Annotated in this window: 26 protein-coding genes; 16 read left to right on the forward strand and 10 right to left on the reverse strand. The window is 71.2% G+C overall.

The window, feature by feature from the left end; translation table 11 throughout:
* The first annotated feature begins 101 nt into the window (after window positions 1-101).
* Genes O7623_RS04505 through O7623_RS04515 form a run of 3 tightly spaced genes read left to right on the forward strand, consistent with a single transcriptional unit; the run spans window position 102 to window position 4,131 of the window.
* Window positions 102-1,628 (forward strand): dynamin family protein, encoded by a 1,527-nt coding sequence (locus tag O7623_RS04505; protein ID WP_282227327.1) that lies wholly within the window; start codon window positions 102-104, stop codon window positions 1,626-1,628.
* Window positions 1,625-3,493: a dynamin family protein gene (locus O7623_RS04510; protein ID WP_282227328.1), complete on the forward strand. Its 1,869-nt coding sequence runs from the start codon at window positions 1,625-1,627 to the stop codon at window positions 3,491-3,493. The genes O7623_RS04505 and O7623_RS04510 overlap by 4 nt, the downstream gene beginning before the upstream one ends.
* Entirely contained in the window at window positions 3,490-4,131 is a 642-nt protein-coding gene (locus O7623_RS04515) for a hypothetical protein (RefSeq protein WP_282227329.1), read from the forward strand. The genes O7623_RS04510 and O7623_RS04515 overlap by 4 nt, the downstream gene beginning before the upstream one ends.
* A gap of 61 nt (window positions 4,132-4,192) precedes the next feature.
* On the opposite strand, the gene O7623_RS04520 is transcribed toward O7623_RS04515, so the two are convergent.
* The 4 genes from O7623_RS04520 to O7623_RS04535 all read right to left on the reverse strand — a co-directional run bounded on the left by O7623_RS04520 (window position 4,193) and on the right by O7623_RS04535 (window position 7,380).
* A complete protein-coding gene (locus O7623_RS04520) occupies window positions 4,193-4,603 on the reverse strand; it encodes a DCC1-like thiol-disulfide oxidoreductase family protein (protein ID WP_282227330.1) in 411 nt (136 codons plus the stop codon).
* Between the two features lie 4 nt (window positions 4,604-4,607).
* Window positions 4,608-5,576: an MFS transporter permease gene (locus O7623_RS04525; RefSeq protein ID WP_282227331.1), complete on the reverse strand. Its 969-nt coding sequence runs from the start codon at window positions 5,574-5,576 to the stop codon at window positions 4,608-4,610.
* Window positions 5,573-6,016: a hypothetical protein gene (locus tag O7623_RS04530; protein WP_282227332.1), complete on the reverse strand. Its 444-nt coding sequence runs from the start codon at window positions 6,014-6,016 to the stop codon at window positions 5,573-5,575. The genes O7623_RS04525 and O7623_RS04530 overlap by 4 nt, the downstream gene beginning before the upstream one ends.
* A 65-nt stretch (window positions 6,017-6,081) precedes the next feature.
* Window positions 6,082-7,380, reverse strand: coding sequence for an Hsp70 family protein (locus tag O7623_RS04535; protein ID WP_282227333.1), 1,299 nt, complete (start codon window positions 7,378-7,380; stop codon window positions 6,082-6,084).
* 76 nt (window positions 7,381-7,456) lie between these two features.
* Between O7623_RS04535 and O7623_RS04540 the strand changes: the two genes are divergently transcribed.
* Window positions 7,457-8,260 (forward strand): glycerophosphodiester phosphodiesterase, encoded by an 804-nt coding sequence (locus tag O7623_RS04540; RefSeq protein ID WP_282229306.1) that lies wholly within the window; start codon window positions 7,457-7,459, stop codon window positions 8,258-8,260.
* Window positions 8,261-8,276: 16 nt separating this feature from the next.
* A complete protein-coding gene (locus tag O7623_RS04545; protein WP_282227334.1) occupies window positions 8,277-9,683 on the forward strand; it encodes an MFS transporter in 1,407 nt (468 codons plus the stop codon).
* Window positions 9,684-9,841: 158 nt separating this feature from the next.
* Here O7623_RS04545 and O7623_RS04550 read toward each other — a convergent pair whose 3' ends face one another.
* Together O7623_RS04550 and O7623_RS04555 are read right to left on the reverse strand one after the other, a co-directional pair.
* Window positions 9,842-10,666: a poly-gamma-glutamate hydrolase family protein gene (locus O7623_RS04550; RefSeq protein ID WP_282227335.1), complete on the reverse strand. Its 825-nt coding sequence runs from the start codon at window positions 10,664-10,666 to the stop codon at window positions 9,842-9,844.
* Window positions 10,667-10,906: 240 nt separating this feature from the next.
* Complete coding sequence (locus O7623_RS04555; protein ID WP_282227336.1) at window positions 10,907-11,296, reverse strand: DUF1304 domain-containing protein; 390 nt, start codon at window positions 11,294-11,296, stop codon at window positions 10,907-10,909.
* Window positions 11,297-11,422: 126 nt separating this feature from the next.
* Here O7623_RS04555 and O7623_RS04560 point away from each other — a divergent pair, with 126 nt between their 5' ends.
* From O7623_RS04560 to O7623_RS04580, 5 genes are all read left to right on the forward strand, one after another.
* Window positions 11,423-12,640 (forward strand): PP2C family protein-serine/threonine phosphatase, encoded by a 1,218-nt coding sequence (locus O7623_RS04560; protein WP_282227337.1) that lies wholly within the window; start codon window positions 11,423-11,425, stop codon window positions 12,638-12,640.
* Window positions 12,637-13,578 (forward strand): pentapeptide repeat-containing protein, encoded by a 942-nt coding sequence (locus tag O7623_RS04565; RefSeq protein WP_282227338.1) that lies wholly within the window; start codon window positions 12,637-12,639, stop codon window positions 13,576-13,578. The genes O7623_RS04560 and O7623_RS04565 overlap by 4 nt, the downstream gene beginning before the upstream one ends.
* Window positions 13,579-13,660: 82 nt before the next feature.
* Complete coding sequence (locus O7623_RS04570) at window positions 13,661-15,004, forward strand: pentapeptide repeat-containing protein (protein ID WP_282227339.1); 1,344 nt, start codon at window positions 13,661-13,663, stop codon at window positions 15,002-15,004.
* A gap of 138 nt (window positions 15,005-15,142) precedes the next feature.
* A complete protein-coding gene (locus O7623_RS04575; protein ID WP_282227340.1) occupies window positions 15,143-15,568 on the forward strand; it encodes a hypothetical protein in 426 nt (141 codons plus the stop codon).
* On the forward strand, window positions 15,565-18,171 hold the full coding sequence (locus tag O7623_RS04580) for a tetratricopeptide repeat protein (RefSeq protein ID WP_282227341.1): 2,607 nt from the start codon (window positions 15,565-15,567) through the stop codon (window positions 18,169-18,171). The genes O7623_RS04575 and O7623_RS04580 overlap by 4 nt, the downstream gene beginning before the upstream one ends.
* Here O7623_RS04580 and O7623_RS04585 read toward each other — a convergent pair.
* A complete protein-coding gene (locus O7623_RS04585; protein WP_282227342.1) occupies window positions 18,134-18,415 on the reverse strand; it encodes a flavin reductase in 282 nt (93 codons plus the stop codon). The genes O7623_RS04580 and O7623_RS04585 overlap by 38 nt on opposite strands.
* Window positions 18,416-18,871: 456 nt before the next feature.
* Here O7623_RS04585 and O7623_RS04590 point away from each other — a divergent pair, with 456 nt between their 5' ends.
* The 4 genes from O7623_RS04590 (at window position 18,872) to O7623_RS04605 (ending at window position 21,753) form a co-directional block, all read left to right on the forward strand.
* The gene (locus O7623_RS04590; protein ID WP_282227343.1) at window positions 18,872-19,759 is read left to right on the forward strand and encodes a helix-turn-helix transcriptional regulator; all 888 of its coding nucleotides are present in this window, start codon (window positions 18,872-18,874) and stop codon (window positions 19,757-19,759) included.
* Window positions 19,749-19,931, forward strand: a complete 183-nt coding sequence (locus O7623_RS04595; protein ID WP_282227344.1) for a DUF397 domain-containing protein — start codon at window positions 19,749-19,751, stop codon at window positions 19,929-19,931. The genes O7623_RS04590 and O7623_RS04595 overlap by 11 nt, the downstream gene beginning before the upstream one ends.
* Window positions 19,932-20,158: 227 nt before the next feature.
* Window positions 20,159-20,902, forward strand: a complete 744-nt coding sequence (locus O7623_RS04600; protein WP_282227345.1) for a D-Ala-D-Ala carboxypeptidase family metallohydrolase — start codon at window positions 20,159-20,161, stop codon at window positions 20,900-20,902.
* A 152-nt stretch (window positions 20,903-21,054) separates the two neighbouring features.
* Window positions 21,055-21,753 carry a histidine phosphatase family protein gene (locus tag O7623_RS04605; protein ID WP_282227346.1) on the forward strand — a complete coding sequence of 233 codons (699 nt, stop codon included), beginning with the start codon at window positions 21,055-21,057 and terminating at the stop codon, window positions 21,751-21,753.
* Between the two features lie 13 nt (window positions 21,754-21,766).
* Here O7623_RS04605 and O7623_RS04610 read toward each other — a convergent pair whose 3' ends face one another.
* Together O7623_RS04610 and O7623_RS04615 are read right to left on the reverse strand one after the other, a co-directional pair.
* A complete protein-coding gene (locus O7623_RS04610; RefSeq protein ID WP_282227347.1) occupies window positions 21,767-22,357 on the reverse strand; it encodes a dihydrofolate reductase family protein in 591 nt (196 codons plus the stop codon).
* A gap of 65 nt (window positions 22,358-22,422) precedes the next feature.
* A complete protein-coding gene (locus O7623_RS04615) occupies window positions 22,423-23,262 on the reverse strand; it encodes a helix-turn-helix domain-containing protein (protein WP_282227348.1) in 840 nt (279 codons plus the stop codon).
* 51 nt (window positions 23,263-23,313) lie between these two features.
* Here O7623_RS04615 and pip point away from each other — a divergent pair, with 51 nt between their 5' ends.
* Both pip and O7623_RS04625 read left to right on the forward strand, forming a co-directional pair.
* Window positions 23,314-24,282: a prolyl aminopeptidase gene (gene pip / locus O7623_RS04620; protein ID WP_282227349.1), complete on the forward strand. Its 969-nt coding sequence runs from the start codon at window positions 23,314-23,316 to the stop codon at window positions 24,280-24,282.
* Between the two features lie 86 nt (window positions 24,283-24,368).
* Entirely contained in the window at window positions 24,369-25,280 is a 912-nt protein-coding gene (locus O7623_RS04625; RefSeq protein WP_282227350.1) for a MerR family transcriptional regulator, read from the forward strand.
* Between the two features lie 226 nt (window positions 25,281-25,506).
* On the opposite strand, the gene O7623_RS04630 is transcribed toward O7623_RS04625, so the two are convergent.
* Window positions 25,507-26,640 carry an IS630 family transposase gene (locus O7623_RS04630; protein WP_282226533.1) on the reverse strand — a complete coding sequence of 378 codons (1,134 nt, stop codon included), beginning with the start codon at window positions 26,638-26,640 and terminating at the stop codon, window positions 25,507-25,509.
* Window positions 26,641-26,781 lie beyond the last annotated feature (141 nt).

Below are 26,781 nucleotides of genomic sequence, written 5' to 3' on the forward strand. Positions count from 1 at the left end.
TGCCGGGAGGACGACCAGCGAGATGAGCGTGTACCACCGTCGGGCGTCTGTCATTGTCGCCGACCCTGCGGGGCGGTGACCAATCCGTGGGTGCGGGGCCGTTGAGCAGCCGGGTCGCGGCGTTGTGTGACGAGGTGGGTCCCCGGGTGGGCGCGCCGACCGGCGGTGAGGTGGCGCGGGTCCGGCGACGGTTGGACGAGCCGCTGCGGGTGGCGATCGCCGGACGGCTCAAGGCGGGCAAGTCGACGCTGGTCAACGCGTTGATCGGGCGGCGGGTGGCGCCGACGGAGGTCGGTGAGTGCACCCGGGTGGTCACCCAGTTCCGGTACGGCACCGCCGACCGGGTGGACGTGGTGCGCCGCGACGGCGTACGGGTCAGTCTGCCGTTGGATCCGACGGGGATGATCCCGCAGCGGCTGGGGGTGCCGACGGCGCGGATCGCGTTCGTCGACGTCACCTTGACCAGTGACCATCTGCGGGAGTTGACGGTGATCGACACGCCGGGGTTGTCGTCGGCCAGCACCGGCGTCAGTGACGCGGCGCGGCGGTACCTGTTCGCCGGCGACGGCGCGGCCTCCCCGGACGCAGGTGAGGCGACGGCGCCGTTCGACGCCGGGATCGACGACGACTCCGTCGGGGCGGTCTCCGGTGCCGAGGCGATCGTGTACGTGTTCACCCAGTCGGTGCGAGACGACGACGTACGGGCGTTGGAGGCGTTCCGGGCGGCGTCGGCACGGTTGTCGAGCAGCCCGATCAACTCGGTCGGGTTGTTCAACAAGGTCGACAAGCTGGTCGCCGGTGGGGCCGATCCGTGGCCGGTGGCGGCGCCGCTGGCCGCCGACCAGACGCGGGTGCTGCGTCGGATCGTGTCGGACGTGGTGCCGGCGGTCGGGTTGCTGGCGGAGACGACCGAGGCGGGCCGGTTGACGGCGGCCGACTGTGAGGCGCTGCGGACGTTGGCGCAGGTGCCGACGGCGCAGTGGACGGTGCTGACCGCGTCGGTGGACCTGTTCGTGTCCCGGGACTGTCCGGTGCCGCGGGCGCAGCGGGAACGGCTGCTGGGACTGCTGGACCTGTACGGGATCGGGTTCGCGGTGGCGCAGCTGCGGGCGGCGCCGCAGTTGGCGTCCGGGGACCTGGTGCGGGCGTTGTACGCGGCGTCGGGGTTTCCCCGGCTGCGGCACACCGTCGACGAGGTGTTCCGGTGGCGGACCGACGCGATCAAGGCCGGGTGGGCGTTGTCGACGCTGGAGAAGGTGGCCAGTCACACGGCACACCCGGGTGACCGGGAGACGCTGCGCGACGCCATCGAGCGGCTGCTGCACCAGCCGGAGTACCACCGGCTGCGACTGCTGGAGGTGGCGCAGCAGGTGACCACGGGCAGTGTGGAGCTGCCGGAGGCGATGGAGCAGGAGCTGACCCGGTTGGCGTTGTCGGCGGATCCGCGGTGGGTGCTGGACCTGCCGGCGGCGTCGGTGGAGCAGTTGGCGGCGGCGGCGGTGGAGGCGGCCACCCGGTGGCGGGTGTTCGCCGTCGCCGGGGCGTCGCCGGCACAGTCGCGGGTGGCGTTGGTGGCCCACCGGGGATTCCATCTGCTGTCGCAGCAGGTACGGGCGGTGCGCCGGTGAGCGGCGCGGCCGGGTCGGCGGCGTTGGGCACCTTGCTGACCGGGGCGGTCGACACGTGTCTGGGGTTCGTGCGCGGCCTGGACCCGGACGCGGCGGCGGAGATCGACGCCCAGCGGCGCCGTGAGGTGACCCGGCCGTCGGTGGTGGTCGTCGGGGAAACCAAACGGGGCAAGAGTTCCCTGGTGAACGCGTTGATCGGGGTGACCGGGTTGTCGCCGGTGGACGCGGCGGTGGCGACGTCGGCGTACCTGGAGTTCGACCACGGGCCGGTGACGGCGGCGCGGGCGTTCGTGCCGGGTGAGGCCGAGGCGGTGGACGTGCCGGTGGACCGGCTGCGGGACTGGGCCACGGTGTCGGGGGTGCTGCCGCAGGGGGCGCGTCCGCCGAGGCGGATCGCGGTGACCTGCCCGGCGCCGCTGCTGCGGTACGTGTCGCTGGTGGACACCCCGGGCGCGGGTGGGCTGGACCCGGTGCACACCGAGATCGCGGTGGACGCGGTGTCGCGGGCGGCGGCGCTGCTGTTCGTGGTGGACGCCTCGACCCCGTTCACCCGACCCGAGCTGGATTTCCTGATCGAGGCCAGTAAACGGGTCAACGTGGTGGTGTTCGCGTTGACGAAGACCGACGCGTACCCGGGGTGGCGCACCATCCTGGCCGACAACCGGGCCCAGCTGCAGGCGCACGCGCCCCGGTTCGCGGCCGCCGCGTGGTTCCCGGTGTCGGCGCGGCTGGCCGAGCTGGCGTTGACCCTGCCGGCGGCCGACGCCGGTGAACTGGTCGACGCCTCCCAGGTGGCGCCGCTGCAGCACGCGCTGATCGAACTCGCCGGCAACGGCCATCTGTTGGCGCAGGCGAACCTGCTGCGGACGATCCGCAGCGAGCTGGTGCGGCTGGACCTGACGGTCGGGCAGCAGATCGCCGCGTGTGACCCGGACCCGGGTGAGGTGCAGCGGGCCAAGCAGGAACGGGCCGGGTTGGCGGCCCGGAAACGGACCGAGACGCGGCAGTGGTCGTTGGCGTTGAACACCGAGACGCAGCGGGCCCGGGTGGAGGCCACCGGTCGGCTGCGTACGGCGGTCGGCGGGCTGCAGGAGCAGTTCCTGGCCCGGATCGACGCGGCCCGGGGTGAGTCGTTGAAGCAGTTGCCGGCCGAGCTGGACCGGGCGTTGCACGCGGTGTCGCTGCGGTTCTCCCACGAGTTGCAGGCCCGGTTCCGTACGGTCGCCGAACGCACCCTGGCGCAGGTGTTCACGCCGGCCGAGTTGCAGTTCGTGGTGGCGCGGATCAACGCCACGTTGCGGCACGCGTTGGCGACCCGGCCGCGTCGTGACGGCGGCGGCGCCGACAACGTGATGGTCGCGTTGTCGGCCGGTGGGATGGCGTTCATGGCCGGGCGGGGGGTCGCGGCGGGCGCGTCGGCGTTGGGTGCCGGCGCGGTGGTCGGTGGTGGGCTGCTGGTGCCGGTCGCCGGTCTCGGGCTGGGGTTGGCCGCCGGGGCGTTCATTCTGTACCGGCGGCGGGTCGCCACCGACCGGCAGCAGGCCCGGCTGTGGCTGCGGGAGGTTCTCGGTGAGGCGCGGGCGGCGTTGACCGACGAGTTGGCGCAGCGGTTCACCGACCTGCAGTACGCGTTGACGGTGGCGTTGGACGACGCGATCGAGCGGCGGCTGGCCGAGTTGGACGCGCACATCGCCGAGATCGACGCGGCGGTGGCGCGGGACAAGGCGCAGCGGGCGCGGCGGCGCTCGGCGTTGCAGGCCCGGCGGGACACGATCCGGGCCCGGGTGAAGCAGGTCGACGAGGTGCTGGCCCGGGCCCGGGTGTTGGCGCCGGCGGCCCCGGCGGCGGAGGCGGTGGCGCGGTGAACAGCGAGTTCGGTGACTGGCCCGGTGACGACTTCCCGGGTGACGACGCCGACACCGCCGATCTGGGTGGCGGCGTCGACGACGGTCCGCTGCCGCAGGAAGGGTTCGGCCCTGCCGACGCGGTGTCGGGGTTCGGTGCCGCCGACGACGTGCCGTTCGGCGACGACAGCGACGACGGTGACAGCGGCGGGGGTGCGGGTGCGTTGAGCTACGGCGGCGACCTGTCCGAGCCCGACCCAGTTGGTGGCGACGACGCCGACACGGCGCCGGCGGAGGCGGGTTTCGGTGCCGCGCCGGCGGCCGAGACCGGGTTCGGCCCGGCCGACCCGCCGCCCGGGGCCGACCCGGACGCTCCGGCCGGTGTCGACGAGTGGCCGGCGGCGGCGTTCCCCCCGCCGTTGGACCCGTCCGGGGTGCCGACCCCGGTCGACGGCTGGCCGTGGGCGGACCCCGAGCTGATCGGCGGCGGGTCCGTCGGCGACGCCGCAGGTCCGAGCGACGACCCGGTCGACCCGGCGGACGTGGCCGGCTACGCCGGCCTGGCCGACAACGACGACGGTACGCGGCAGTGGGCGACGCTGATCGCCTCCGACGATCCGGCGACCAGCACCTTGGCCCGGTTCTGGTCCGGCGGCTGACCGCCGGACGGCTGCCCGACGCGACCCACGCGGCGGTGATGCCGCGACGTGCGAGCCGGTTTCAGCCGGCCGACGCCGCCGGGGGGCGCGGTACGGCGCAGGCGGCGGTGCCGCCCGGCAGCCGGTGGCGGTTCGCGGCCACCCAGCGGTACACCGGCCAGGCCAGGGCGGTGACCGGGCGCAGACCGAGGACCGTGCCGGCGGCCCGCCACAGCGGGTTGCTGGTACGCAGCAGCGCGGCGATCGCCACCGGCCCGGCACCGGCCGCGCCGGTGGTGCCGGCGGGCACCCACTGCACGGCCGTCGTGCCCTGCTCCCGGGTGAGGCCGAGCGCCGGCAGGTCGGCCCACTGCCACGGTACGAGGGTCGCCTTGTGCGGCACCCGCCGCTCGATGAACCGCACGCACATGGTGCAGAACGCGCAGTCGCCGTCGTAGACGAACGTGCCTCGGGGTTCTCCGGTGCCGGTCACGTGATCATTGTCCCGCGTCGGCGGCGGCCGGTGCCACCGGTTGTGTCCGATCACGCACCGTCGGCGGCGGGCCCCCGCCAGATCCGCCGGGATCACCGCCGCCGTGGCCGGGTCCGGCAGGGCCGTCCTCGCGGCCGGTCGACCGGCGTCGGTCGACGCGACTGCGTACCCACACCAGTGGCCGGATTCTCTCCAACGGCAGGAACGCGCCCATCGCCACCAGGTGCGGGGCGAACGAGATGGCGATCGTCGCGAACGACAGCAGGTGGAACGAGTAGAAGAAGCCGATGACGGCGTACCGCAGTCGGCCCCGGGTCACGAACACCAGCGGGCTGAGCGCCTCGAAGGCGACGATGCCGATCTGGGCGACGATCAGCAGGTACGGCACGGCGGCGATCAGGTCGGCGAACTCGGTGCCGCGACGCAGGAACGCACGGGCCAGGACGCTGCCGGTCAGCCAGCCCCAGCCACCGAAGCGGATCTTCGCGTACGCGGAGAAGAAGTAGGTGCAGACCACGGCGAGTTGGATGACCCGCAACGACCAGCCGGCGGCCTCGCTGCGCCGGCGTTCGCCGTGGCGGGCCGCGCCCACCGTGGGCAGGACGGCGAGCGCGACGAGGAACGCGAACCGGTCGTGGTCGACCTTGCCGTAGCTCATCGCCACGACCATCCACGCGAAGTAGAACGCGAACACCGACCAGCCGAGCGCCCGCGGGTACCGGCCCGTCGCCGCCAGCGGCGCCAGCAGCAGCAGCGCCCACCAGATGAGGTCGACGACGACACCGGTCGGGGCCGGCAGGTGCAGGAACCGGGCGAACGCCAGGGGCTCGTACAGTTCGGCCGGCACGTCCCCACGGGTCCGTACCCACGACGAGTAGACCAGCAGGTCGAACACGATGAACAGGTAGGCGACGGTCCGCAGCGCGGCGACCCGGCCCAGTGGGACCGGTGCGAACAACCAGCGGCGGGTCACGGCCGCTCCCAGACGGCGCGGGTCTCGTCGTGCCAGTCGCCGGTCAGCGCACTGTTGCGGATCTCGTGCAGCCGCACGACCACGCTGACCCGTACCAGCGGTGGCGCGTCGGGGTTCATCCGTGCGTAGCTGTCGGCGATCAGTTCGAGCCGGCCCGGATCGTCGACGTACGCCGATTCGAGTCCTTCGACCTCGGCGCGGCGGACCCCGGCGTTGCGTTCGGTCAGGACCAGGGTCCGGCCGGTGGCGTCGACACCTTCCACCCGGGTGTCGGGGGCCGGGTCGTTCGGGCCGTTGATCCCCGCGTACATGCTGAACGGCCCGAACGGGAAGTGGTCGTCGGTGCCCCAGAGTGTGCCGGCCAGCAGCAGTGTGAACGCGGCAACGGTGGCGAGCACACGGACCAGACGGCCAGCTGCCGTCAGAGTCTGGGTCTGCACCGGGCGCACTGTACCGGACCGCCGCCGCCGGTCGCGGCCGTGACCGGCCGTGACCGGCGTTCGCGTCAGCTCAGCAGCAGCGCCACCAGGACCACGGCGGCGAGGAGGACCAGAGCCGCCAGGATGGCCACCAGGACCGGGCCGTGTTCGTCGTACCACGGGCGGGCCGGCGTCGCCGCCGCGGCCGGCACCGGATACGGCCCTGCCGGTGAGGACAGGTACGGCACCGGCGACGGCACGGCGGGCGACCTCGGCGCCGGCGCGGGTGGGCCGGGGGGCGCGGTCCGCGCGGCGCCGGCCATCCGCAGTACGCCGTCGGCGACGACGGTCTCCGGCTGCTCCAGGGTCGTCGGTGCCACACCCAGCCGGGTGTGGATCAGCCGCGCCGCGAGCGGGATCCGGCTGGAGCCGCCGACGAGAAACACCCCGACCAGGTCGGCGGGGGTCAGACCGGCGGCGGTGACGGTCTGCGCCAGGCAGTCCACGGTCCGGGCCAGGTGGCCGTGGATCAGCGACTCCAACTCGTCGCGGGTCAGATGGGCGGCCACGTCCAACGCCGGCAGGTGCACGTCGGCGCTGGCGGTGCGCGACAGGGTCTCCTTGGCGGCGCGGACGTCGTCGTAGAGCAGGGCGCGGGCCCGCCGCGACCCGGTGTCGGCCGGGGCGACCAGTCCGTTCCACATGACGGTGCGGTTCGGTGAGTAGGCGCGGCCCAGGTGTTCCACCAGCGCCTGGTCGAACTCGAGACCACCGACCTCGGTCAGGCCCTGCTCGGCGAGGACGACGAAGCCGGCGGCGTCGAATCCGGTCGGTTCGCGGCGGACCACCGCCGCGTCGAAGGTGCCGCCACCGAGGTCGTAGACGGCCAGCGCCCGACCGGGTGGCAGCGCCGCGCCCAGCACAGCCGTGTAGTAGGCCGCGGCGGCGACCGGCTCGGCGACCAGCGTCGGTTGCGGCAGTCCGGCGGCGTACGCGGCCTGGACCAGGACGGCCCGCCGCCGCTGCCCCCAGCTCGCCGGGTGGGTCAGCCGGACCTCGTCGAGGCCGCCGAGCTGGCGGCGGGCCTCGGCGGCGACGTGGCGCAGCACGGCGGCGATCAGCTGCGGCACCGGTGTCTCGGTATCGCGCAGCAGCACCGTGCCGTCGTCGACGCGGCGTTTCGGGTGGGGTTCGAACCCGGCCGGGTCGATGCGGGCGCGCCGGTGCGCGTCGTGTCCGACGAGCAGCCGCCCGTCGGGTTCCCGGTACACCGCCGACGGCAGCAGCGGGGCGCCGTCGAACAGCAGTGGCCGGGTCCGTCCGTCGCCGCCGCGCACCACCGCCACCGTGTTCGAGGTGCCGAAGTCGATGCCCAGTGCCCGCATGGGGGGCACCCTACTGCCGGCGCGGCGCAACCTGACGTACGCCCGCCGGTTGCCGGCGGCGGGCATACTGCGCAGCGTGCCGCACCGTTACGCCTACCTCGACTCCCCCACGCCGATCGCGTTCGCGCACCGGGGCGGGGCGGCCCGGGGTGACGAGAACACCGCCGAGGCGTTCGCCCGGGCCGTCGAGCTGGGTTACCGGTACGTGGAGACCGACGTGCACGGCACCGCCGATGGTGTGGCGGTGGTGTTCCACGATCCGACGTTGGACCGGCTGGCCGGGATCAAGGGCGCGGTGGCGAAGATGCGCTGGGCGGACCTGGCGACGGTACGCGTCGGCGGGTCGGCGGCGGTGCCCCGCCTCGACGACGTTCTCGACGCGTGGCCGCAGGTGCGGTTCAACATCGACGTGAAGGCCGACGGCGGGGTACGGCCGACGGTGGAGACGCTTCAGCGGTGCGGTGCCGCCGACCGGGTGCTGCTGGCGTCGTTCTCCGACCGGCGGCTGCACCGGCTGCGGACGTTGACGCAGGGCCGGGTCGCGACGTCGCTGGGAATGCGGGCGGTGACCCGGCTGCGGATCGCGTCGGTCACCGGTGGCCGGTTGCGGCTTCCGCCGTCGGTGGTGGCCGCGCAGGTGCCGGTGCGGTTCAACCGGGTCCCGGTGGTCGACGCCCGGTTCGTGGCGTACTGCCACCGGCTGGGGTTGCAGGTGCATGTCTGGACGATCGACGAACCTGCCGAGATGAACGAGTTACTCGACCTCGGGGTGGATGGCATCATGACCGATCACGTCGAGGTGTTGCGTGACGTGTATCTGCGTCGTGGCCACTGGCCGCCGGACCGGCGGGTCGACGTGGACAGTGCCGCCCGTACCTGACCAGTAGAAGGATCCGATGGCCGACCCCACCGAGCCCGCGTCCGTTCCGCCCCCGGCCGCGGCGGCCGGCGCCGCGCCGGCGAGCACCCGCCGGGAACGCACCGGCTGGTACTTCTACGACTGGGCGATGTCGGCGTTCTCCACGACCGTCATCACCGTGTTCCTGGGTCCGTTCCTGACCAGTGTCACGAAGCAGGCGGCCGGCTGCGCGATCGACGCCGTCGAGTGCACCGGGTACGTGTATCCGCTGGGTATCCAGGTGGCGCCGGGGGCGTACTTTCCGTACCTGGTGTCGTTGTCGGTGGCGTTGACGGTGCTGGCGTTGCCGGTGACCGGGGCGATCGCCGACCGGACGATGCACAAGAAGCGGCTGCTGGCGGCGACGGCGTTCCTCGGCGCGGCGGCGACCATCGCGATGATCTTCGTGACGGGTGACCGGTATCTGCTCGGTGGCGGGCTGTTCATCCTGGCCAACGTGACGTTCGGCGCGAGCGTGGTGGTGTACAACTCGTTCCTGCCGCAGCTGGGTGGCCCGGACGACCGGGACGGGATCTCCAGCAGGGGCTGGGCGTTGGGGTACCTCGGTGGTGGTCTGCTGCTGGCGGCGAACCTGGTGGTGGTGCAGTCGTTCAGCGTCGACGGTGATCCGCAGCGCACCCTGGATCTGGCCCGCTGGTCGATCGTGTCGGCCGGGGTGTGGTGGGCGGTGTTCACCCTGGTGCCGCTGGCCTGGCTGCGGGAACGTCCGGCGTTGGAGGCGCACCCGGGCGGCAACGTGCTCACCGACGGGTTCCGGCAACTGGGGCGTACGGTGCGGGGGCTGAAGGCGTACCCGTTGACGTTGTTCTTCCTGCTGGCGTTCCTGGTCTACAACGACGGCATTCAGACGGTGATCGCGTTGGCCAGCCAGTACGGCACCGAGGAGCTGCGGCTGGACCAGTCGACGCTGATCGTGACGATCCTGCTGGTGCAGTTCCTGGCGTTCGGTGGGGCGTTGGCGTTGGGGGCGGTGGCGAAGCGGATCGGCGCGTGGAAGACGGTGCTGGCCAGCCTGGTGCTGTGGACGGCGGTGATCCTGGCGGCGTTCCGGTTGCCGGCGGAGGCGCCGGCGCAGTTCATGGCGCTGGGGGCGGCGATCGGCCTGGTGCTGGGCGGCTCGCAGGCGCTGAGCCGGTCGCTGTTCAGCCAGATGATTCCGGCCGGGAAGGAAGGCGAGTACTACGGCTTCTACGAGATCAGCGACAAGGGCACCAGCTGGTTGGGGCCGTTGGCGTTCGGTGTGGTGTTCCAGCTGACGAACTCGTACCGGGTGGGTCTGGTGTCGTTGTTGATCTTCTTTGTGATCGGGTTCCTGCTGCTCGCGGCGGTGCCGGTCCGCCGGGCGATCATCGCCGCCGGCAACACCCCGCCCCGGGTGCTGTGACTCCCTGCCCTGCGACGCGCCCCGACGCCCCGGCCCATGATCGCGACGATCTTGCACTGATCGAGAACATTCGTCGGATTTGTCCATCGATGAGTGCAAGATCGTCGCGATCATGGAGGGCGTGCGGAGGGCGCGGAGGGCGTGGAGGGCGCGGCGGCTCAGGGAATGGGCTGGGTCGCCTCGATGGTGGCGATCGCCGTACGGGTGGCCGCCACGAAGTCCCAGAACACCGTGTTGGTGGTGTTGCGGCGCTGCGCGACGGTGTTGGTGCCGAACATCGCCGCCCGCAGCGGGGTGGTGATCTCCAGCTGGGCGCCCATGCCGAGCAGGGTGCGGTTGGCGATGTTGGCGGTGGCGGTGCCGGCGATCGCCGGGATGCCGGTGGCGTCGAACGCGGTGAACCCGGCCGCCGTGTAGGCGGTGATCAACGCGGCCCGGAACGCCGCGTTGCGGCCGCCGACGGCGACGGCCTGCGCGTTCGACGGCAGCCCGGCGGTGCCCGGGGTGCAGCCGTGCAGGGCGACGACGTTGAGTGCGCTCGCCGCCACCGACAACGCCGGGGTGTCGTCACAGTTGCTGGCGGTCACGTGCAGGTCGCCGTTGCCCGACGAGCGGATGCCTTCGAACATCCAGTAGTCGTGTGTCGGGCCGGCGGCGGGGGTCGCCGCCAGGGTCGCCGGGTGGTAGCCGGCGATCGCCAGGCACAGCTCCGAGGTGCCACCCTCGATGCCGCCGCCGTGCGGGGCGATGATCGCGGTACGCGGGAACGCGAACGCCGTCGGGTTGGAGTTGTCGAGCAACGGATGCCGCCGGTAGCGGCGGGCGTAGTCGACGCCTTCGGTGAGGTTCGGGTCGGCGTACAGATCGGTGTTGGAGTCGTACAGGTCGGCGGCGAGTGCCGGAGCGGCCGGCAACGTCACCAGGGGTCCGGCGACAGCCGCGGTGGCGATCATGCCGAGGACGGCCCGTCTGCTGGTGCTCATGAGGTGGTTCCTCCATCAGGTGTGGTTGCCCTGTGGTGTCGGGCGAGGAACACCGTGTCACATCGACCGTGACGATCACCAACGATTTCCGTTGCCCCGAGGGGCATGCACCGCCGAATCCGGCGGCAGAATCCCCAGGTACGGCGGATTTCGCACCGCTACGGTGTCGGATCCGTGACGTGTGCCGTGTCGGCGACCCGACATCGCCCCGCCCTCGGCCCGGCCCAGGCGGGCGGGCGGTCAGCTGGCGAGGCCCACCGCGAGCGCGACGATGCCGAGCAGCGGCGCCACCCCCTGGATGAGCGCGCCGCGTACCATCGTCGGCCGGGAGATCACCAGGACCAGGCTGGCCGCGACCATCGACCCGGTGCCGGTGAAGACCAGGGTCGCGCCGACAGCGGTGGCACCGGCGGTCAGCACGACCACGCCGAGCACGATCACGATCGCCAGGAAGAGGTTGTAGAAGCCCTGGTTGAACGCCAGCGGCTGGGTGGTCCGGGCCTCCTGCTCGCTGGCGATCCCGAACACGGCACGGGCCCGGCGGCCGGTCCACACCACCGACTCCAGGTAGAAGATGTAGACGTGGATCAGTGCCGCCACGCCGGCGAAGACCAGTCCTGCGACAACCATGCCAGCCCCCCGGTCGTTCGTGGTCGGTGCCAACATTCTGCACACCCCACGGGCACGTCCGGCCGCAGGCCCCGGCACCAGCGACCGGTCCACGACGGTGACCGCCGCCGCCGTAAGGTGACGGCCATGGACCGGACCTTGGAACGGCAGTGGCTCGACGCGCTCAGCGACGTGCTGACCCGCTCCCACCTGTTCCAGCCCGACGAACTCGCCCCCGAGTTCGCCGAGGTGATGGCCGGTCTCGGCGTACACACCACGATCTACCTGGCAGACGAGGAGCAGCAGACGCTGCGTCCCGTACCGCATCCGGGCCGGACCGACCCCGAACCGCAACCGGTCGAAGGGTCCCTCGCCGGACGGGCCTTCACCCTGGTCGAGTCGATCCCGGCACTGAACGAACCGGCCTGGTGGATTCCGATGATCGACGGCACCGACCGGCTCGGCGTCATCGACTTCGTCTTCGACGACCCGGACGACGCCGTCGACCCGCACACCCGACGCCGCTGCGAAACCATGGCCGGGCTGATCGGCCACCTGATCACCGTGACCGCCCCGAAGGGCGACCACCTGCTGCGGGTCAGCCGGTCCCGGACATCGACCGCCGCCGCCGAACTGATGGCGCCGGTGCTGCCGCCCCTGACCGCCGCCACCCGCCGGATCACCGTCAGCGCCGTCCTGGAGCCCAGCTACGACATCGGCGGCGACGGCTTCGACTACGCCATCGACGGGAACCACGCCCAGCTGGCGATCTTCGACGCCGTCGGGCACAGCATGAAAGCCGGCCTGACCTGCAGCGCCGTGATCGCCGCGATCCGGGCGGCCCGCCGCGCCGGGCACGACCTGCCCGCGCAGGCCGACGCCGCCGACGCCGCCGTGCTGGACCAGTTCACCGACGCCCGGTTCGTCACCGCGGTCCTGGTCGACATCGACCTGGACAGCGGGCTGCTGCGCTACGTCAACGCCGGACACCCGAGGCCGATGCTGCTGCGCGGCGGCAAAATGGTCCGCGAGCTGCGCGACGGCCGCCGGCTGCCGCTGGGCATCCGGCGTACGGTCCGCGCCGTCGGCGAGGAACACCTCGAACCCGGCGACCAGCTGTTGATGTTCACCGACGGCGTGGTCGAGGCCCGGGGCAGCGACGACGGCGGCGAGTTCGGCCTGAGTCGCCTGGCCGACCTCGCCGAACGCCAGGCCGGCACCGGGCTGCCGGCACCCGAGGCGGTACGCCGGCTCGCCCGCGCCGTCGCCGACTTCCGGGGCGGCCCGCCCAGTGACGACGCCACCCTGCTGCTGGCCGACTGGTCCCCGGCCGCCGCCGAACGCACCGTGATCACCCCGCTGTGACACCGTCGGAGGATCTGCGGGCCAGCGCACTGGACGAGCTGCGGGCCACCGGGCTGTACGTGCGGGCCGCACGTCAGCTCGGCGCCGACACCGCACCGGTCCGCCTGGCCGGGCTGCACGCCCTGGAACGCCTCGGTCAGGCCGGTGCCGCCGACCGGCAGCAGGTCACCGACGTGCTCTGCACCTACCTGCAGCTGCCGTTGCCGGCGCAGTGGCCGGACGCCGCACAGGAACGCCGGGTGCGTCTCGCCGCGCAGCACATCCTCGCCCGGCACCTACGGCCAGGGCCGGCCGAACACGCACCGGATCCGGCATTCTGGGCGGGGGTCGTCGTCGACCTGACCGGGGCCACCGTCATCGACGCCGACTTCACCGGCTGTCACCTGCACGACGCCCGGTTCGGCGGGGCGCGTTTCGTCGGCGACGCCCGGTTCGACGAGGCGACCTTCACCGGCACCGCCGGGTTCGTCGAGGCCAGCTTCGCCGGTACGGCCGGGTTCGTCGACACCCGGTTCACCGGCCCCGCCGAGTTCGACCGGGCCGTGTTCAGCGGCCCCGTCGGCTTCGGCGACACGATCTTCGCCGGCACCGCCGGGTTCGCCGGAGCGACATTCGACGGTACGGCCGGCTTCGGTGACACGACGTTCCACGGCATCGCCCGGTTCACCGGTGCCGTGTTCGCCCGCGACGCCCTGTTCGGCGGGGCGGCGTTCAGCGGCACCGCCCAGTTCGCCGACGTCCGGTTCGGGGTCGACGCCTGGTTCACCGAGGCCACGTTCGCCGGCATCGCCCGGTTTGCCGGGGCGACGTACGGCAAGGATGCCTGCTTCGACGGGGCGGTCGTCGGCGTCGGCGTGGGCCGGGACCGCGACGAATGGCCCGCCGGCTGGCACGTCGACCCCGCGACCCGCCACCTGGTACGCGCCCCGCACCACTGACCACGACCGCTACCGCTGGCGGTACGGCTCTACTGTGGCTTCCCGACGGCGGATGGTTTCCAGCGGACGGCGGGACACTCGGGTGATCAAGCATTGGAAGGCGGCGACGCCGGCAGCGGCGGGTGCGGCGGCCCTGCTCGCCGCCGCCGTACTGCTGCTGCCGGGTCGGCTGTGGTCGACGCTGGGTCGGCTGGTCGGCGACCACTGGCCGGCGCTGCTGCTCGCCGTGGCCGGCGTGACCGGCCTGGTCGTCGGCGGGGTGCTGTGGCGGCGGTCGCGGCCGGCGGTCGAGGCGTCGGCGGCACCCGTACCGCCGCAGCGTCCACTGCGTCCGTTGCCGACCTGGATGATCGTGGCCGGCGCGCTGGTCGTCGCCGGCATCACCTGGGCCGCGGTGTGGGGTCTGCAGGCCACCGTCCCGGCCGGTGTCGGAACGCCGCTAGAGCAGGCGCAGCTGCGGGTGGAGACGATCCGCACCGGCTTGTCGGTCGGCGCGGGTGCCGGTGCCGCCGCCGCGCTGCTGCTGGCGTTACGCCGCCAGCAGGTCACCGAACGGACCCAGCAGGCGACCGAGTACGACGCGGGCGAAAAACGGGTCACCGAGCTGTATGTCAAGGCCGCCGAACAACTCGGCTCCGACAAGGCACCGGTACGCCTGGCCGGCCTGTACGCCCTGGAACGCCTCGCCCAGGACAACCCGGTGCACCGGCAAAGCATCGTCGAGGTCATCTGCGCCTACCTGCGCATGCCGTACACGCCACCGGTTGAGGAGCAGGCAGATCGGAGCGCTGCTGAAACCGACACGCAACCTGACCCCCGGGAGGAACGCCAGGTACGGCTGGCCGCCCAGCGCATCCTCGCCCGCCACCTGCGGCCGACGACGGCGGACCGCAAGCTGAGCCCGACGTACTGGAACGGAGTTACCGTCGACCTGACCGAGGCGACCCTCCTCGACGCCGACTTCAGTAACTGCCACCTGAACGACGCCCGCTTCGAGGGGGCGTCGTTCACCGGCGACGCCAGGTTCTTCTGGGCGAGGTTCACCGGCGACGCCCTGTTTGGCGAGGTGACGTTCACAGGTCGCGCCTGGTTCGCCGCAGCGAGGTTCACCGGCCACGCCATATTCGCCAGGGCGAGGTTCACCGGCGACGCCAGATTCGACAAGACGACTTTCACCAGCCATGCCTGGTTCGTCGGGGCGACGTTTACTAAAGTCGCCAGGTTCGCCTGGGCGAGGTTCGCCGGCCGTGCCGCGTTCAGCGAGGCGACCCTTGTTAGCGGGGTGGATTTCAACGGCGCTCGTGTCGACGGCGGCATCGATGACTATAGTGTTTGGCCAGCGGGGTGGCAGGTCGATCCGGAGACGCGGCGAGTGGTGCGCATACCTCCAGAGGAGAAGCCGGGAGGGGACGCGGAGCCGAAGTAAAGGCGGCTACCGTCACCCTGCGGGCAATCCAGCGCACCCGCAGACGCCCGGTTGTAACGGATCCGACAGCGCGGCGGTCTGACCGCTGGCGATACGGGTCTACTGTGGTTGCCACCTCGGACGGACGGAGTGGCGGGCATGGTGGACATCGACCCGATCGCGGCCGCGACCGGTGCCGCGTTGATCCAGGCGATCGCGACCGACGCGTGGGAGAAGGCCCGCGACGGGGCGGTCGCGCTGTGGCGGCGGGTACGCCCACAGCAGGCCGACGCCGTCGCCGCCGAGCTGGTCGAGGTACGCGACGAGGTCCTGATCGCTCGCCGCGACGGTGACACCGACACCGAGCAGGGCCTGGTCGACGATTGGCAGCGCAAGCTGCAGCGGCTGATCCGCCAGGATCCGGCGTTCGCCGCCGAGCTGCGTAGCCTCCTCGACGACACCCTCACTCCCCTGCTGCCGCCCGCCGACCAGCAGCAGGTCGGCAGCATCACGATGACCGCCACCGCCAGGGACAGCGGCTGCGTCTACCAGGCCGGCCGTGACCAGCACATCACCGAGCGGTGACGCGACCCGACACCCACTTGCACGGCGAGGCTAGCGGCCACGGGCAGGTGATCCAGGCCGCCGGTGACCAGCACATCACCATCTACAAGCAGCGGGCGGCCTACCGGGTGGAGCGGTGGCAGCCGCCACGGCCACCGGACCCGCGTACGTTGGTCGACCAGCCGAGCATGTTGCTCGCCGCCAACAACCAGGTGGTGCCGTTCACCGCCCTGCGCGACGCCGACCGCGCCGAGCTGGCCGCCTGGCGGGACGACCCGGCGCGCGGGGTGGCGGTACGGCTGCTGCACGGGCCGGGCGGGCAGGGCAAGACCCGGCTCGCGGCCCAGTTCGGCGCGGACAGCATCGCCGCCGGCTGGGCGGTCGCGGTCGCCCGGCACCGTAGCCAACTCGCCGCCGACGACCCGCCCGAGGCCACCGAGGCAACCGGGCGTGGCCTGATGGTGATCGTCGACTACGCCGAACGCTGGCCCGCCGAAGATCTGCGAGACCTGCTCAAGGACCGGCTACTGCGCCAGGGTGTGCCGACCCGGCTGCTGCTACTCGCCCGCCCAGAGTCGACCCTGTGGCCGCATCAGCACGATCTGACGACCCTCGGGTACGCGGCCGACGTCACCGCGCTGACCCCAGCCGCCGACAGCCCCGCGAACCGACAGCGGATCTTCGCCGAGGCCGCCGACCGGTTCGCCTTCGCGTACGGCATCGACGGCGGCTCGATCCAGCCGCCCGCCGACCTGGCCACCGGGGAGGCGTACCGGCAGATCCTGGTGATCCACATGGCGGCGCTGGTCGCGGTCGACGCCGCCGCGCGCCAGCGGACCGCACCGACCGGCGATCGGGACCTGTCGGCCTACCTGCTGCGCCGCGAGGTCGACCACTGGCACAAGCTGCACGAACAGCGGGCCAGCTTCGTCACGACCCCGCAGGTGCTGAGCCGTACGGTGTGCACGGCGACGTTGACCCGGCCGCTCGACTACGACGACGGCCTGGCCGCGTTAACGGTGGCCGGGGTGTGCGCACCGGACGCCACCGACCAGGTCCTGACCGACCATGCAGTCGGCTACCCGCCGGCTGAGCCAGACAAGGTGCTGGAGCCGCTGTATCCGGACCGGCTCGGCGAGGACTTCATCGCGCTTCGGCTGCCCGGGCACGGGGTGGCCGGTTCCCCTACCGATCCGTGGGCCGGTGGGGCGATCGCCAGGCTCATCACCGGCATCGGCCCTGATGGCGTTGGTCAGCCGCCTTGGTCCGCATCAGCGTTGACGGTATTGGTCGAGACCGCGATCCGCTGGCCGCACGTCGCGTCCCGGGTTCTCTCCCCGCTGCTGCGTCAGCGCCCCGAGTTGGCGGTCGCCGCTGGCGGCACCGTCCTGACCCGGATCGCCGACGTCGACGCACTCGACATTGCCGTGCTGGAAGCAATCGAGCCGCATCTGCCGCAAGGTCTGCATGTCGGCCTGGCCATCGCCAAGGCCGGCATCACCAAGCGACTCACATCGCATCGGCTGACCACCGCAGATGAACCGACGCGGGCGAGGTTGCTTGGCACCCTCGGTAATCGGTTGTCGGAGGCGGGTCGGCGCGACGAAGCCCTCACCGCCACCACCGAAGCCGTCACGATCCGCCGCCGGCTCGCCCAAGTGAACCCCGCCGCCTACGAACCCGACCTCGCCGGATCGCTGAACAACCTCGGCATCCGACTGTCGGACCTCGGCCGGCGTGACGAAGCCCTCACCGCCACCACCGAAGCCGCCGACATCTACCGCCGGCTCGCCCAAGTGAACCCCGCCGCCTACGAACCCGACCTCGCCGGATCGCTGAACAACCTCTCCGTCGACCTGTCGAACCTGGGCCGGCGTGACGAAGCCCTCACCGCCACCACCGAAGCCGCCGACATCTACCGCCGGCTCGCCGCAGTCAACCCCGCCGCCTACGAACCCGACCTCGCCACGGCGCTGAACAACCTCGGCATGATGCTGTCGAACCTGGGCCGGCGCGACGAAGCCCTCACCGCCACCACCGAAGCCGCCGACATCCGCCGCCGGCTCGCCACGGTCAACCCCGCCGCCTACGAACCCAACCTCGCCACGTCGCTGAACAACCTCGGCATCTGGCTGTCGGACCTGGGCCGACGCGACGAAGCCCTCACCGCCACCGTCGAAGCCGTCACCATCCGCCGCCGGCTCGCCACGGTCAACCCCGCCGCCTACGAACCCGACCTCGCCACGTCGCTGAACAACCTCGGCATGATGCTGTCGGACCTGGGCCGACGCGACGAGGCCCTCACCGCCACCGTCGAAGCCGTCACCATCCGCCGCCGGCTCGCCCAAGTGAACCCCGCCGCCTACGAACCCGACCTCGCCAAATCGCTCTGGACCGAAGCCTGGGTGCGGGCAGCCCACCAATACGAGCTGCCCGAGGCGCTGACCGCCGCGACCGAGTCAGTCGAGCGTTACGAGAAGCTGTTCCAGCAAATCCCGATGGCGTACGTACGTGATCTTGCCGGGGCGCTGGGAACCATGGCGGACGTCCTCGACGGGCTCGGTCGGGGCGAGGAGGCGGCTGCGGTCAGGGCTCGCTGGGACGCGCTGACAGGAGAGCAGTAGCTTCGGCGGTGAGGATCTGGTCGGGCCACTGCAGAAACCGGCGGTACAGGTCTGGCGGGCTGAGCTGCTCGGCGTCGCATTCCAGCAGGTCGTCGATCGCCTCGTACATGAGGGTGGCGAGGTAGACGCACATCCCGATCCGGTCGTTGGCCCAGTCGGCGGTGATCTCGATCTTCGCGGATTCGCACGGCCATTCCGTACCGCACTCGCGGCAATTCCAGTGCGGGCGAGACGCGATGTGCATCAGTGTGCCCCGTTCACTCGGGCGCGCTGTCCGCGCGTCAACAGGCCGGCGACCCACACGTACGCGGTGGGGTGGTTCCATCGGGGGCCGCGATCCCACTGCGGCGACTGGTTCGACGGCCGATCCGTCGGCTTCGGGCGCGGTGCCGGCGTGTTGTGCAGGTACGGCGCGATGGTCGACGGCAGGTACCTGTCGGGGCAGGGCCAGCGTATTCCGCAGCGGCAGTACCGGCCGAGTCGCCGCCAGTTGCGGGCGTGTCGCGGCTCGAACCGTATCCGATCGTCGCGTGTGGACCTCAATCGCATTTGTCAACCCTTCTTGCAACACATTTTCCATGATCACTGAACTCTTCCTTCACATCATGCTTATTCGCCATCTGGCTCAGCGCAATCTCGCACCGGTAGGTTCGGACCCAACATCCACCCACCATTACGCGACACGAGAGGACGGGGTTTCGTGGACGACGCCGGCAGCACTGTCCCGCGCAGGCAACTGGGTCGATATCTGAGAGAGCTTCGCGAAGACGCACATGTCACGGTCGCCGCAGCGGCCAAGGCACTCGAATGGTCGCCGCCGCGCATCTGGCGCTACGAGGGCGGCCAGGTGCCGATCCACCCGAACGACGCCGAGGCGATGTGCCGGCTCTACGGCGCGCCCCCGGAAACGATCACGACGATGCGCAATTTGGCCCGCGAGACCAAGTCACGCGGCTGGTACCACGCCTACGACCACGCCATCACAGAATGGTTCAAGCTGTACGTCGGCCTCGAAGCCGCCGCTTCGACGATCCGCAAGTACGAGCCGAATGTCATCCCCGGTCTGCTCCAGTCCCTGGAGTACATGACGGAGATCATCACCACCGGAAACCCCGACCTGAGCCAGGCCCAGCAGCAGGCACGCATCGAAGTGCGGTCCAAGCGGCAGAAGCTGCTCGCCCGCGTCGTCCCACAGGCCCCCGACCTCGACGTGGTGATCGGCGAGGCAGCCCTTCGCTGTCCGACGAAGGATCGGGCCGCGATGGCGCGCCAACTGCGGCACCTCGCCGCCGTCGCCACCCAACGCCACAACGTGACCGTCCGGGTTCTCACCTTCGCCGCCGGACTTCCCAGCAGGCCAGAGGTCGGGTCGTTCTCCATTCTGACCTTCCCCAAGGTCAGCGTCCGCCCGCCCGAGCCGACCACCGTCTACTCTGACGGCCCGTGTGGTGCCATCTACCTCGACAAACCCACCGAGATCGAGACCTATGAGGGCATCTGGTCGTCACTCAAGCAACACTGCCTCACCCCGCTAGAATCGACCGAGTTCATCACCCGGATCGCCAAGGAGTACGACGATGAAGGCTGACGGCGTCTGGCGTAAGTCCACCCGGTCCGGTGCCGACGGTGACTGTGTCGAGGTGGCCAGCCACCCGTACCGCGTCGCCGTCCGCGACAGCAAGGACCAGACCGGCCCAATCCTCACCTTCGACACCGCCGCCTGGCAGCACTTCGTCGACACGGTGAAGACCCGACCCTGATCTGCCCCGGACCACTACCCCGTTCCACGCGCCACGGGAATCCTCACCACACCGAGGATTTCCGTGGCGTCTTCGTGTCCCGGACGTTACGTCAGCAGGCCACCATACTCGTCGCAAAATGCGGCCACCACAGAGGACAGACGACAGAAAGTAGCGGCTCTTGACCACTGTGTGATCGACGGGTGATGATCTCGCAGTTGATCGTCAACTGTCGATGGGAATGATCGATGAGGACTGCTCTCCACCGGGCCGGCCGAATGCTCGTCGCCTGCGCCGTCGTCGCCGCCACCGCCCTCGCGGGCGTCGTCACCACCGGAAGCGCCGCCCACGCCGACGGCTGCTACACCTGGGGGCGCAGCCTCTCCCAGGGGATGACCGGCGACGACGTACGGCAGCTGCAGATCCGCGTATCGGGTTACCCGGACTACGGCGCGGTGCTCGCCCTCGACGGGTCGTACGGTCCCGCCACCCGCTCCGCCGTGCTCCGCTTCCAGCAGGCCTACGGCCTGTCCGCCGACGGCGTCGCCGGTCCACAGACCTTCAACAAGCTCTACGAACTCCAGGACAACGACTGCACGCCGGTCAACTTCAGCTACGCCGAAATGAACAATTGCAACAGCAACTGGTCCGGCGGCGCGGTGTCCGCCAGCACCGCCAAGTTCAACGCTCTCGTGTCGATGTGGAAGCTCCAGGCCATGCGGCGCGCGCTCGGCAACGTACCGCTCCAGATCAGCAGCGGCTTCCGCAGCTACTCCTGCAACAGCGCCGTCGGCGGCGCCTCCAACAGCCGACACCTGTACGGCGACGGCGTCGACCTGGTCGGCTCGCCCTCGTTCTGTCGGCTCGCCCAGCAGGCCCGCTACCACGGCTTCAGCAACATCCTCGGCCCCGGCTACCCCGGCCACAACGACCACACCCACCTGGGTGCCACCCCGAGCCGGTCCTGGTCCGCGCCGAGCTGCGGCATCTGAGCATCGTCAGCCACCACGACCGCGAACCTGCTCCGGGGCTGCCCGGGGAAGCTGCTCCCGCCCTGACCGCCGGTGACCCGATCACCGGCGGTCAGGACAGACCGGCCGGTGCCGGGACCATAGGATCACGCGCCCACCGACACAATCGACAGATGGACACCGTCGCAGAGCTGACCATCGTCCGCCACGGGCAGAGCGCCGCGAACGCGGCCTTCGCCGACGCCCGCGCCCGTGGTGTGGCCGACCACGGCCTCACCGGCCGCGACGCCGACATCGAGCTGACCCCGCTCGGCTGGCAGCAGGCCACCCACCTCGGCACCTGGCTCGCCACCCGACCCGCCGACCAGCGGCCCGACGTGGTCGTCTGCTCCCCGTACCTGCGGGCCCGTCAGACCTGGACCCGCGTGGCCGGCACCGCCGCCGCGCTCGGCGTGCCCTGCCCGGAGGCGGTCGTCGACGCACGGTTGTGCGACCGGCTGATGGGTGACCTCGAACTACTCACCCCGCTGATGATCACCCAGCGGTTCCCAGCCGAAGCCGCCCGGCTCGCCGCCGACGGACCGTACGCCTACCGCCCGCCGGGCGGTGAAACGTTCGACGACGTCGTCGCGCGCGTCAAGGCCGTCCTGGCCGAGCTCGACCGCGACCACGCCGGCCGGCGCGTCCTGATCGTCGCCCACGACGCGGTGGTCATCGCGGCCCGCCACCTCCTCGACGGCCTGCCGTTCACCGAACTCGACGCGATCATCGCGGCCACGCCGGTCGCCAACGCGTCGATCACCCGCTACGTCGCCACCGGCGACGGCCTCGAACTGGTCGAGTTCGCCACCACCGCCCACCTGCCGCCGTGACTTGTGCTGCCGCTCAGGCCGACGGGCGGCGCAGCCGATAGCGCAGGTGCAGCACCCGGTTGCCCTGAATGATCACGTCAGGATCGTCCAGGAGGTGCTGTGTGTCGACCGACCCGAAGAAGCGCTTGCCGGACCCGAACACGACGGGTACGACGTCCATGCGTACCTCGTCGACCAGGCCGGCGGCGAGCACTTGGCCGCCGACGTCGCCGGCGGCGACCTCGACCAGGCGGTCGCCGGCAAGCTCCTGCGCCGTGGCGACGGCCGCCTCGACACCGTCGACGAAGTGAAACGGCGCCTCCGGGTCCCAGCCCTTAGGCGCCGGACGGTGCGTCACGACGACCACATGCTCGACCCCGGCCGGCGGCGTGCCGTCCCAGCCGTCCGTCATGTCGAAGACGTGGCGGCCGACGATCGTCACCCCGATCTGGTCCCAGTACGGCCGGACGTAGTCGTAGGAGGTCCGCGACACCGTCAACGCGCCGCTGTCGTCCAACGGGACGTCACCGCTGGACAGCCAGTCGAACAGCGGTCCGGGCTGGTCCTTGACGTCGGCGATGAAGCCGTCCACCGACACCGAGCCGTACATCACCACCGTGCCCACGAGGCTCTCCTCTACGTCAGGAGGCATCACGCTAGCGCGCCGTGAGCTGCCGTTCTTGTAGAAAATCAATCCGCCGGCAGCGGCCAGCTGTCCAGCACATGGCCGGGATGTTCGCGCAGGAACCGCCGCCGCACCTCGACGTACCGGGTCGGCGTGAGCCCGGTGAACGCCCGGAACTCGTGGCCGAAATGCGCCTGGTCGAAGTAGCCCGCCCCGCTGGCGAGCTCGGCCCAGTCGACCGGTCCGGCCGGGTCGATCGCGAACACGGTGGCGGCGAAGCGGGAGGTACGGGCCAGCCGCTTCGGCGTGACACCGACGATCTCCTTGAACCGCCGCGCCAGATGAGTGCTGCTCACACCGGTCGCCGTACTCAGGTCGCCGATCGCGACCGCCCCACGGGTCCCCGTGATGACGCCGCTGGTGTGACGGACCAGCCCCAGGCCGGCGGTCGCACGCAGCCGTCGCGTCAGCTCCTCCTCCAGCAGCGTCAGCATCTCGTCCGGTCCGTCCGCCGCAGCCAGCCGGTCCCGCAGTACGGCGACGGCGGGCCGGCCCCACACCTGTTCCAGCGTCACCGGCCGGTCACACAGCTCGGCCGCCGGCATCGGCAGGAACGGCGCCAGCCCCCACGGCTTGAAATGCACGCCGACCGACCGGGTCCGGACCGGGTAGCCGAAGTCGTACGCGCGGGTGGGCGTGGTGATCACGCAGCCGTCGGCGTACTCGGCCGTTGCGATGTCGGTGCCGGCGCGGATGCGCAACGGCGCCCCGAGGTTGACGATGAGCAACGCCGCCGGCGTGGGCGGCAGCGTCAACCGGGCGTACGGCGGCATACCCTCCAGGTGGTAAAGATCGTCGATCAGCCCGTCCAGCGGCGGTCGCGGCACTCTGGACACGTACTCCATGCCCACAGCATCGCCGACGCCCCTGCCGGCCCCCACGAGGAGGAGTACGTCATGACCGAGCCGTACGACACCGGGATGCTCGATGTCGGCGACGGCCACCAGGTCTACTGGGAGGTCTGCGGCAACCCCGACGGCGTACCCGTGGTTGTGTTGCACGGCGGGCCCGGCAGCGGATGCACGCGCCGGCACCGCGACGCGCTCGACCCCGAACGCTTCCGGGTCGTCCTGTTCGACCAGCGCAACTGCGGCCGCAGCACTCCGTCGGCCGCCGACCCGGCCACCGACCTGGGCGCCAACACCACCGCCCACCTCGTCGCCGACATCGAACGGTTGCGCACCCACCTCGGCATCGACCGCTGGGTCGTGTACGGCGGATCCTGGGGCGCGACGCTCGCCCTGGCGTACGCGACCAACCACCCCGACCGGGTCCGCGGCATGATCCTCGTCGCGGTCACCATGACCCGCCGGTCCGAGGTCGACTGGCTGTACCGGGGTGCCGGCCGGTTCTTCCCCGAAGCGTGGCAGCGGTTCATCGCCCACGCCGGCCTGCCCGGCTACCGGCTGCCGACCGACACCGCGCCGCAGATCGAGCCGGTGCTGCTGCGCTACGGCCAGCTGCTCGCCGACCCCGACCCGGCGGTACGTCAGCGGGCCGCCGACGAATGGTGCGCCTGGGAGGACGCGCTGATCTCCGAGGAGCACAACGGCAACCCGGGCGCGTACTCCGCCGGTGAGCTGCGGCAGCGGCTCACCATGACCCGGATCTGCGCGCACTACTTCGGCAACGGCGCGTTCCTCGCCGACGGTGAGATCCTGCGTGACGTGCCGAAACTCGCCGGCATCCCCGGAGTGCTGATCCACGGGCGGGCCGACATCAGCGGGCCGGCGATCACCCCGTGGGAGATCGCGCAGGCGTGGCCCGACGCGCGGCTGCACGTCATCGGCGACGCCGGCCACACCGGCACCGCCGCTACCCGCCGCGTCCTGGCCGACGCCGCCGACACCATGGCTCGTACGTAGCCGGGCCAGGCGTCGACGACTGCTTCCGCTGATCCGTCAGCGTCCCGGCTTGAGTCTCCACCCGCTGGAAGGTGCACGCTGAAGCCATGAACGACCGCACCGAGCTGATCACCATCGGTCAGCTCGCCCGCCGTACCGGCCTGTCGGTACGCACCATCCGGTTCTGGTCCGATCAGGACGTGATCACCCCGGCCGGCCGTAGCGCCGCAGGCTACCGGCTCTACGACGTGGCGGCGGTGGCCCGGCTGGACCTGGTGCACACCCTGCGGCAGCTGGGGCTGGACCTTGACACGGTACGACAGGTGCTGCAGCGGCAGACCAGCGTCGCCGACGTGGCCAAGGTGCACGCGGCGGCGCTGGACACGGAGATCCGCACGCTGCAGCTACGGCGGGCGGTGCTGCGGTCGATCGCCGAACGGGACAGTACGACAGAGGAGTTGAGACTCATGCACAAACTCGCCAACCTCACCGCCCAGCAGCGGCAGCGGCTGATCGACGACTTCGTCGCCCAGTCGTTCGACGGGGTGGATCCGCAGGCCCCGGGCGCGCACATCGCCACGATGATGCGGCAACTGCCGGCCGAGTTGCCGGCCGACCCCACCCGCGAGCAGATCGACGCCTGGGTGGAACTGGCCGAACTGGTCAGCGACGAGCAGTTCCAGCAGCGGGTCCGCGAGATGGCGGTCACCGGCGCGCAGCAGCCGTCGGCACAGCCGCCGTTCGACCCGGCCCAGGTGGTCGCGCAGGGCGGCGCGGCGCTGCAGGCCGGCCTCGCACCGGAGTCCACCGAGGCCCGGCAGATCCTGGACCGGATCGTCGGCGCCGACCTGACCGGCCCGGACCGGCTGCGCCTCGCCGCGCAGACCGAGACGTTCACCGACCGGCGGGTGGAGCGCTACTGGCAACTGCTGGGCATCCTCAACGGCTGGCCGGCCGCCCCGCCGCAGGTGCCGGCGATGGAATGGTTCATCGCCGCCCTGCGCGCCCACGCCGACTGACCCGACGAAGCGGGAAGCCGAATCCGATGGACCGGCTTCCCGCACCGGGCCGGTGACATCGTGATCAGCGCCCGGTCCACAAGCGGCACCACCTGGGCGTGGATGATCTGCGCGCTGCTGATCTTCCGGGAGCAACGGGTTCCGGCACCGCTCGCCGCAGTGGCGACGCCCTGTAGATCTAGAAGAACCGTGGTTGGTATACCGGCCAAATCCTTCTAGTGCCGCGTCAGGCAACGTTGGCCCTGTTGACTACCTCGCGTAGGCGTTCGTCGGCGGCGTGCTTGTTCCGCCAGATGATGTAGCGGCGGATCATGCTGCCCTGCTCGGCGTGGCTGGTGTGGTCGGTGCCGTCGAGGGTGAAGTAGCGCAGGGCGGTGAACTGGGCCTCGATGCGGTTGAGCCAGGAACTGTTGGTCGGCGTGTAGGCGAACTCGACGTTGTTCGCGGCGGCCCAGTCGCCGACACGGGTGTCCTTCTTCGTGCTCAGGTGCGGGGAGTAGTTGTCGAGGACGATCGCGATTCGGGTCCGCGGCGGGTGCAGGCCGCGCAGGTAGCGGCAGAACTCCAGGAACCGTGTCCGGTGCTTCGTCGGCTTGATGTGGCCGTAGAGCTTGTCCGCGCCCAGGTCGTAGGCGGCGAACAGGTGGCGGACGCCGTATGGGCGGTTGTATGTCGCCCGTCGGCGGGGCCTGGGCCCACGCTCGGGGTCCTTGTGCCGTCCGCCGCGTTCGGCCCACTGCCGTCCAGGGTGGGGCTGCAGATTCAACGGGCCGAACTCGTCCAGGCAGAAGATGACGTCGGGCTCACCGGCCTCGGGTACGACCTCGTCGTCGGCGATCGCGTAGAGGTGCTCGACGCGGGCCTTCTTGGCGGCGTAGTCGGGGTCGCGGGAGGTCTTCCAGGTCTTCACCCGTTGAAAGGACACGCCCTCCTCGCGGAGCAGGACCCGTAGGCCCTCGTGGCTGATGTCGTCGACCACCCCCTCAGCGACCAGGAAGTCGGCCAGCTTGGCCAGACTCCAGGTCGAGAACGGCAGACCGTGCTCGGCCGGCTTGGACTTGGCGATCTTCTTGATCTCACGCCGTTCCGGCAGGGTGAACGTCCGCGGCCGGCCACCCTTGTACCTCGGGTAGAGCGAGTCGAAGCCGTCAGCGTTGAAGTTGTGGATCACGTCGCGGACCCGGTCCGCGCTGGTGAACGTCACCTCCGCGATCTTCCCCACTGGCATGCCCTGCGCGGACAGCAACACCATCTGAGCCCGTCGCCAGGTCACCACCGAGCCGGTGCCTCTACGGATGATCCGCAACAGGCGCTGGCCCTCGTCGTCGTCGATCTCACGGACGCGTACTCGCTCTCCCACCCGGACAGCCTGGCGGCACCCCACCGCCCGGACCAGCACCCGCACGGCGCGTCACGAGGCAAACGTTCCCTGACACGGCACTAGATCGCGGTGTGTCGCCGGGCGACGGCGAGCGCCAGCCTCGCCACCTCGGCCTGGAAC

Source organism: Solwaraspora sp. WMMD791, from assembly GCF_029581195.1.
GTDB lineage: Bacteria > Actinomycetota > Actinomycetes > Mycobacteriales > Micromonosporaceae > Micromonospora_E.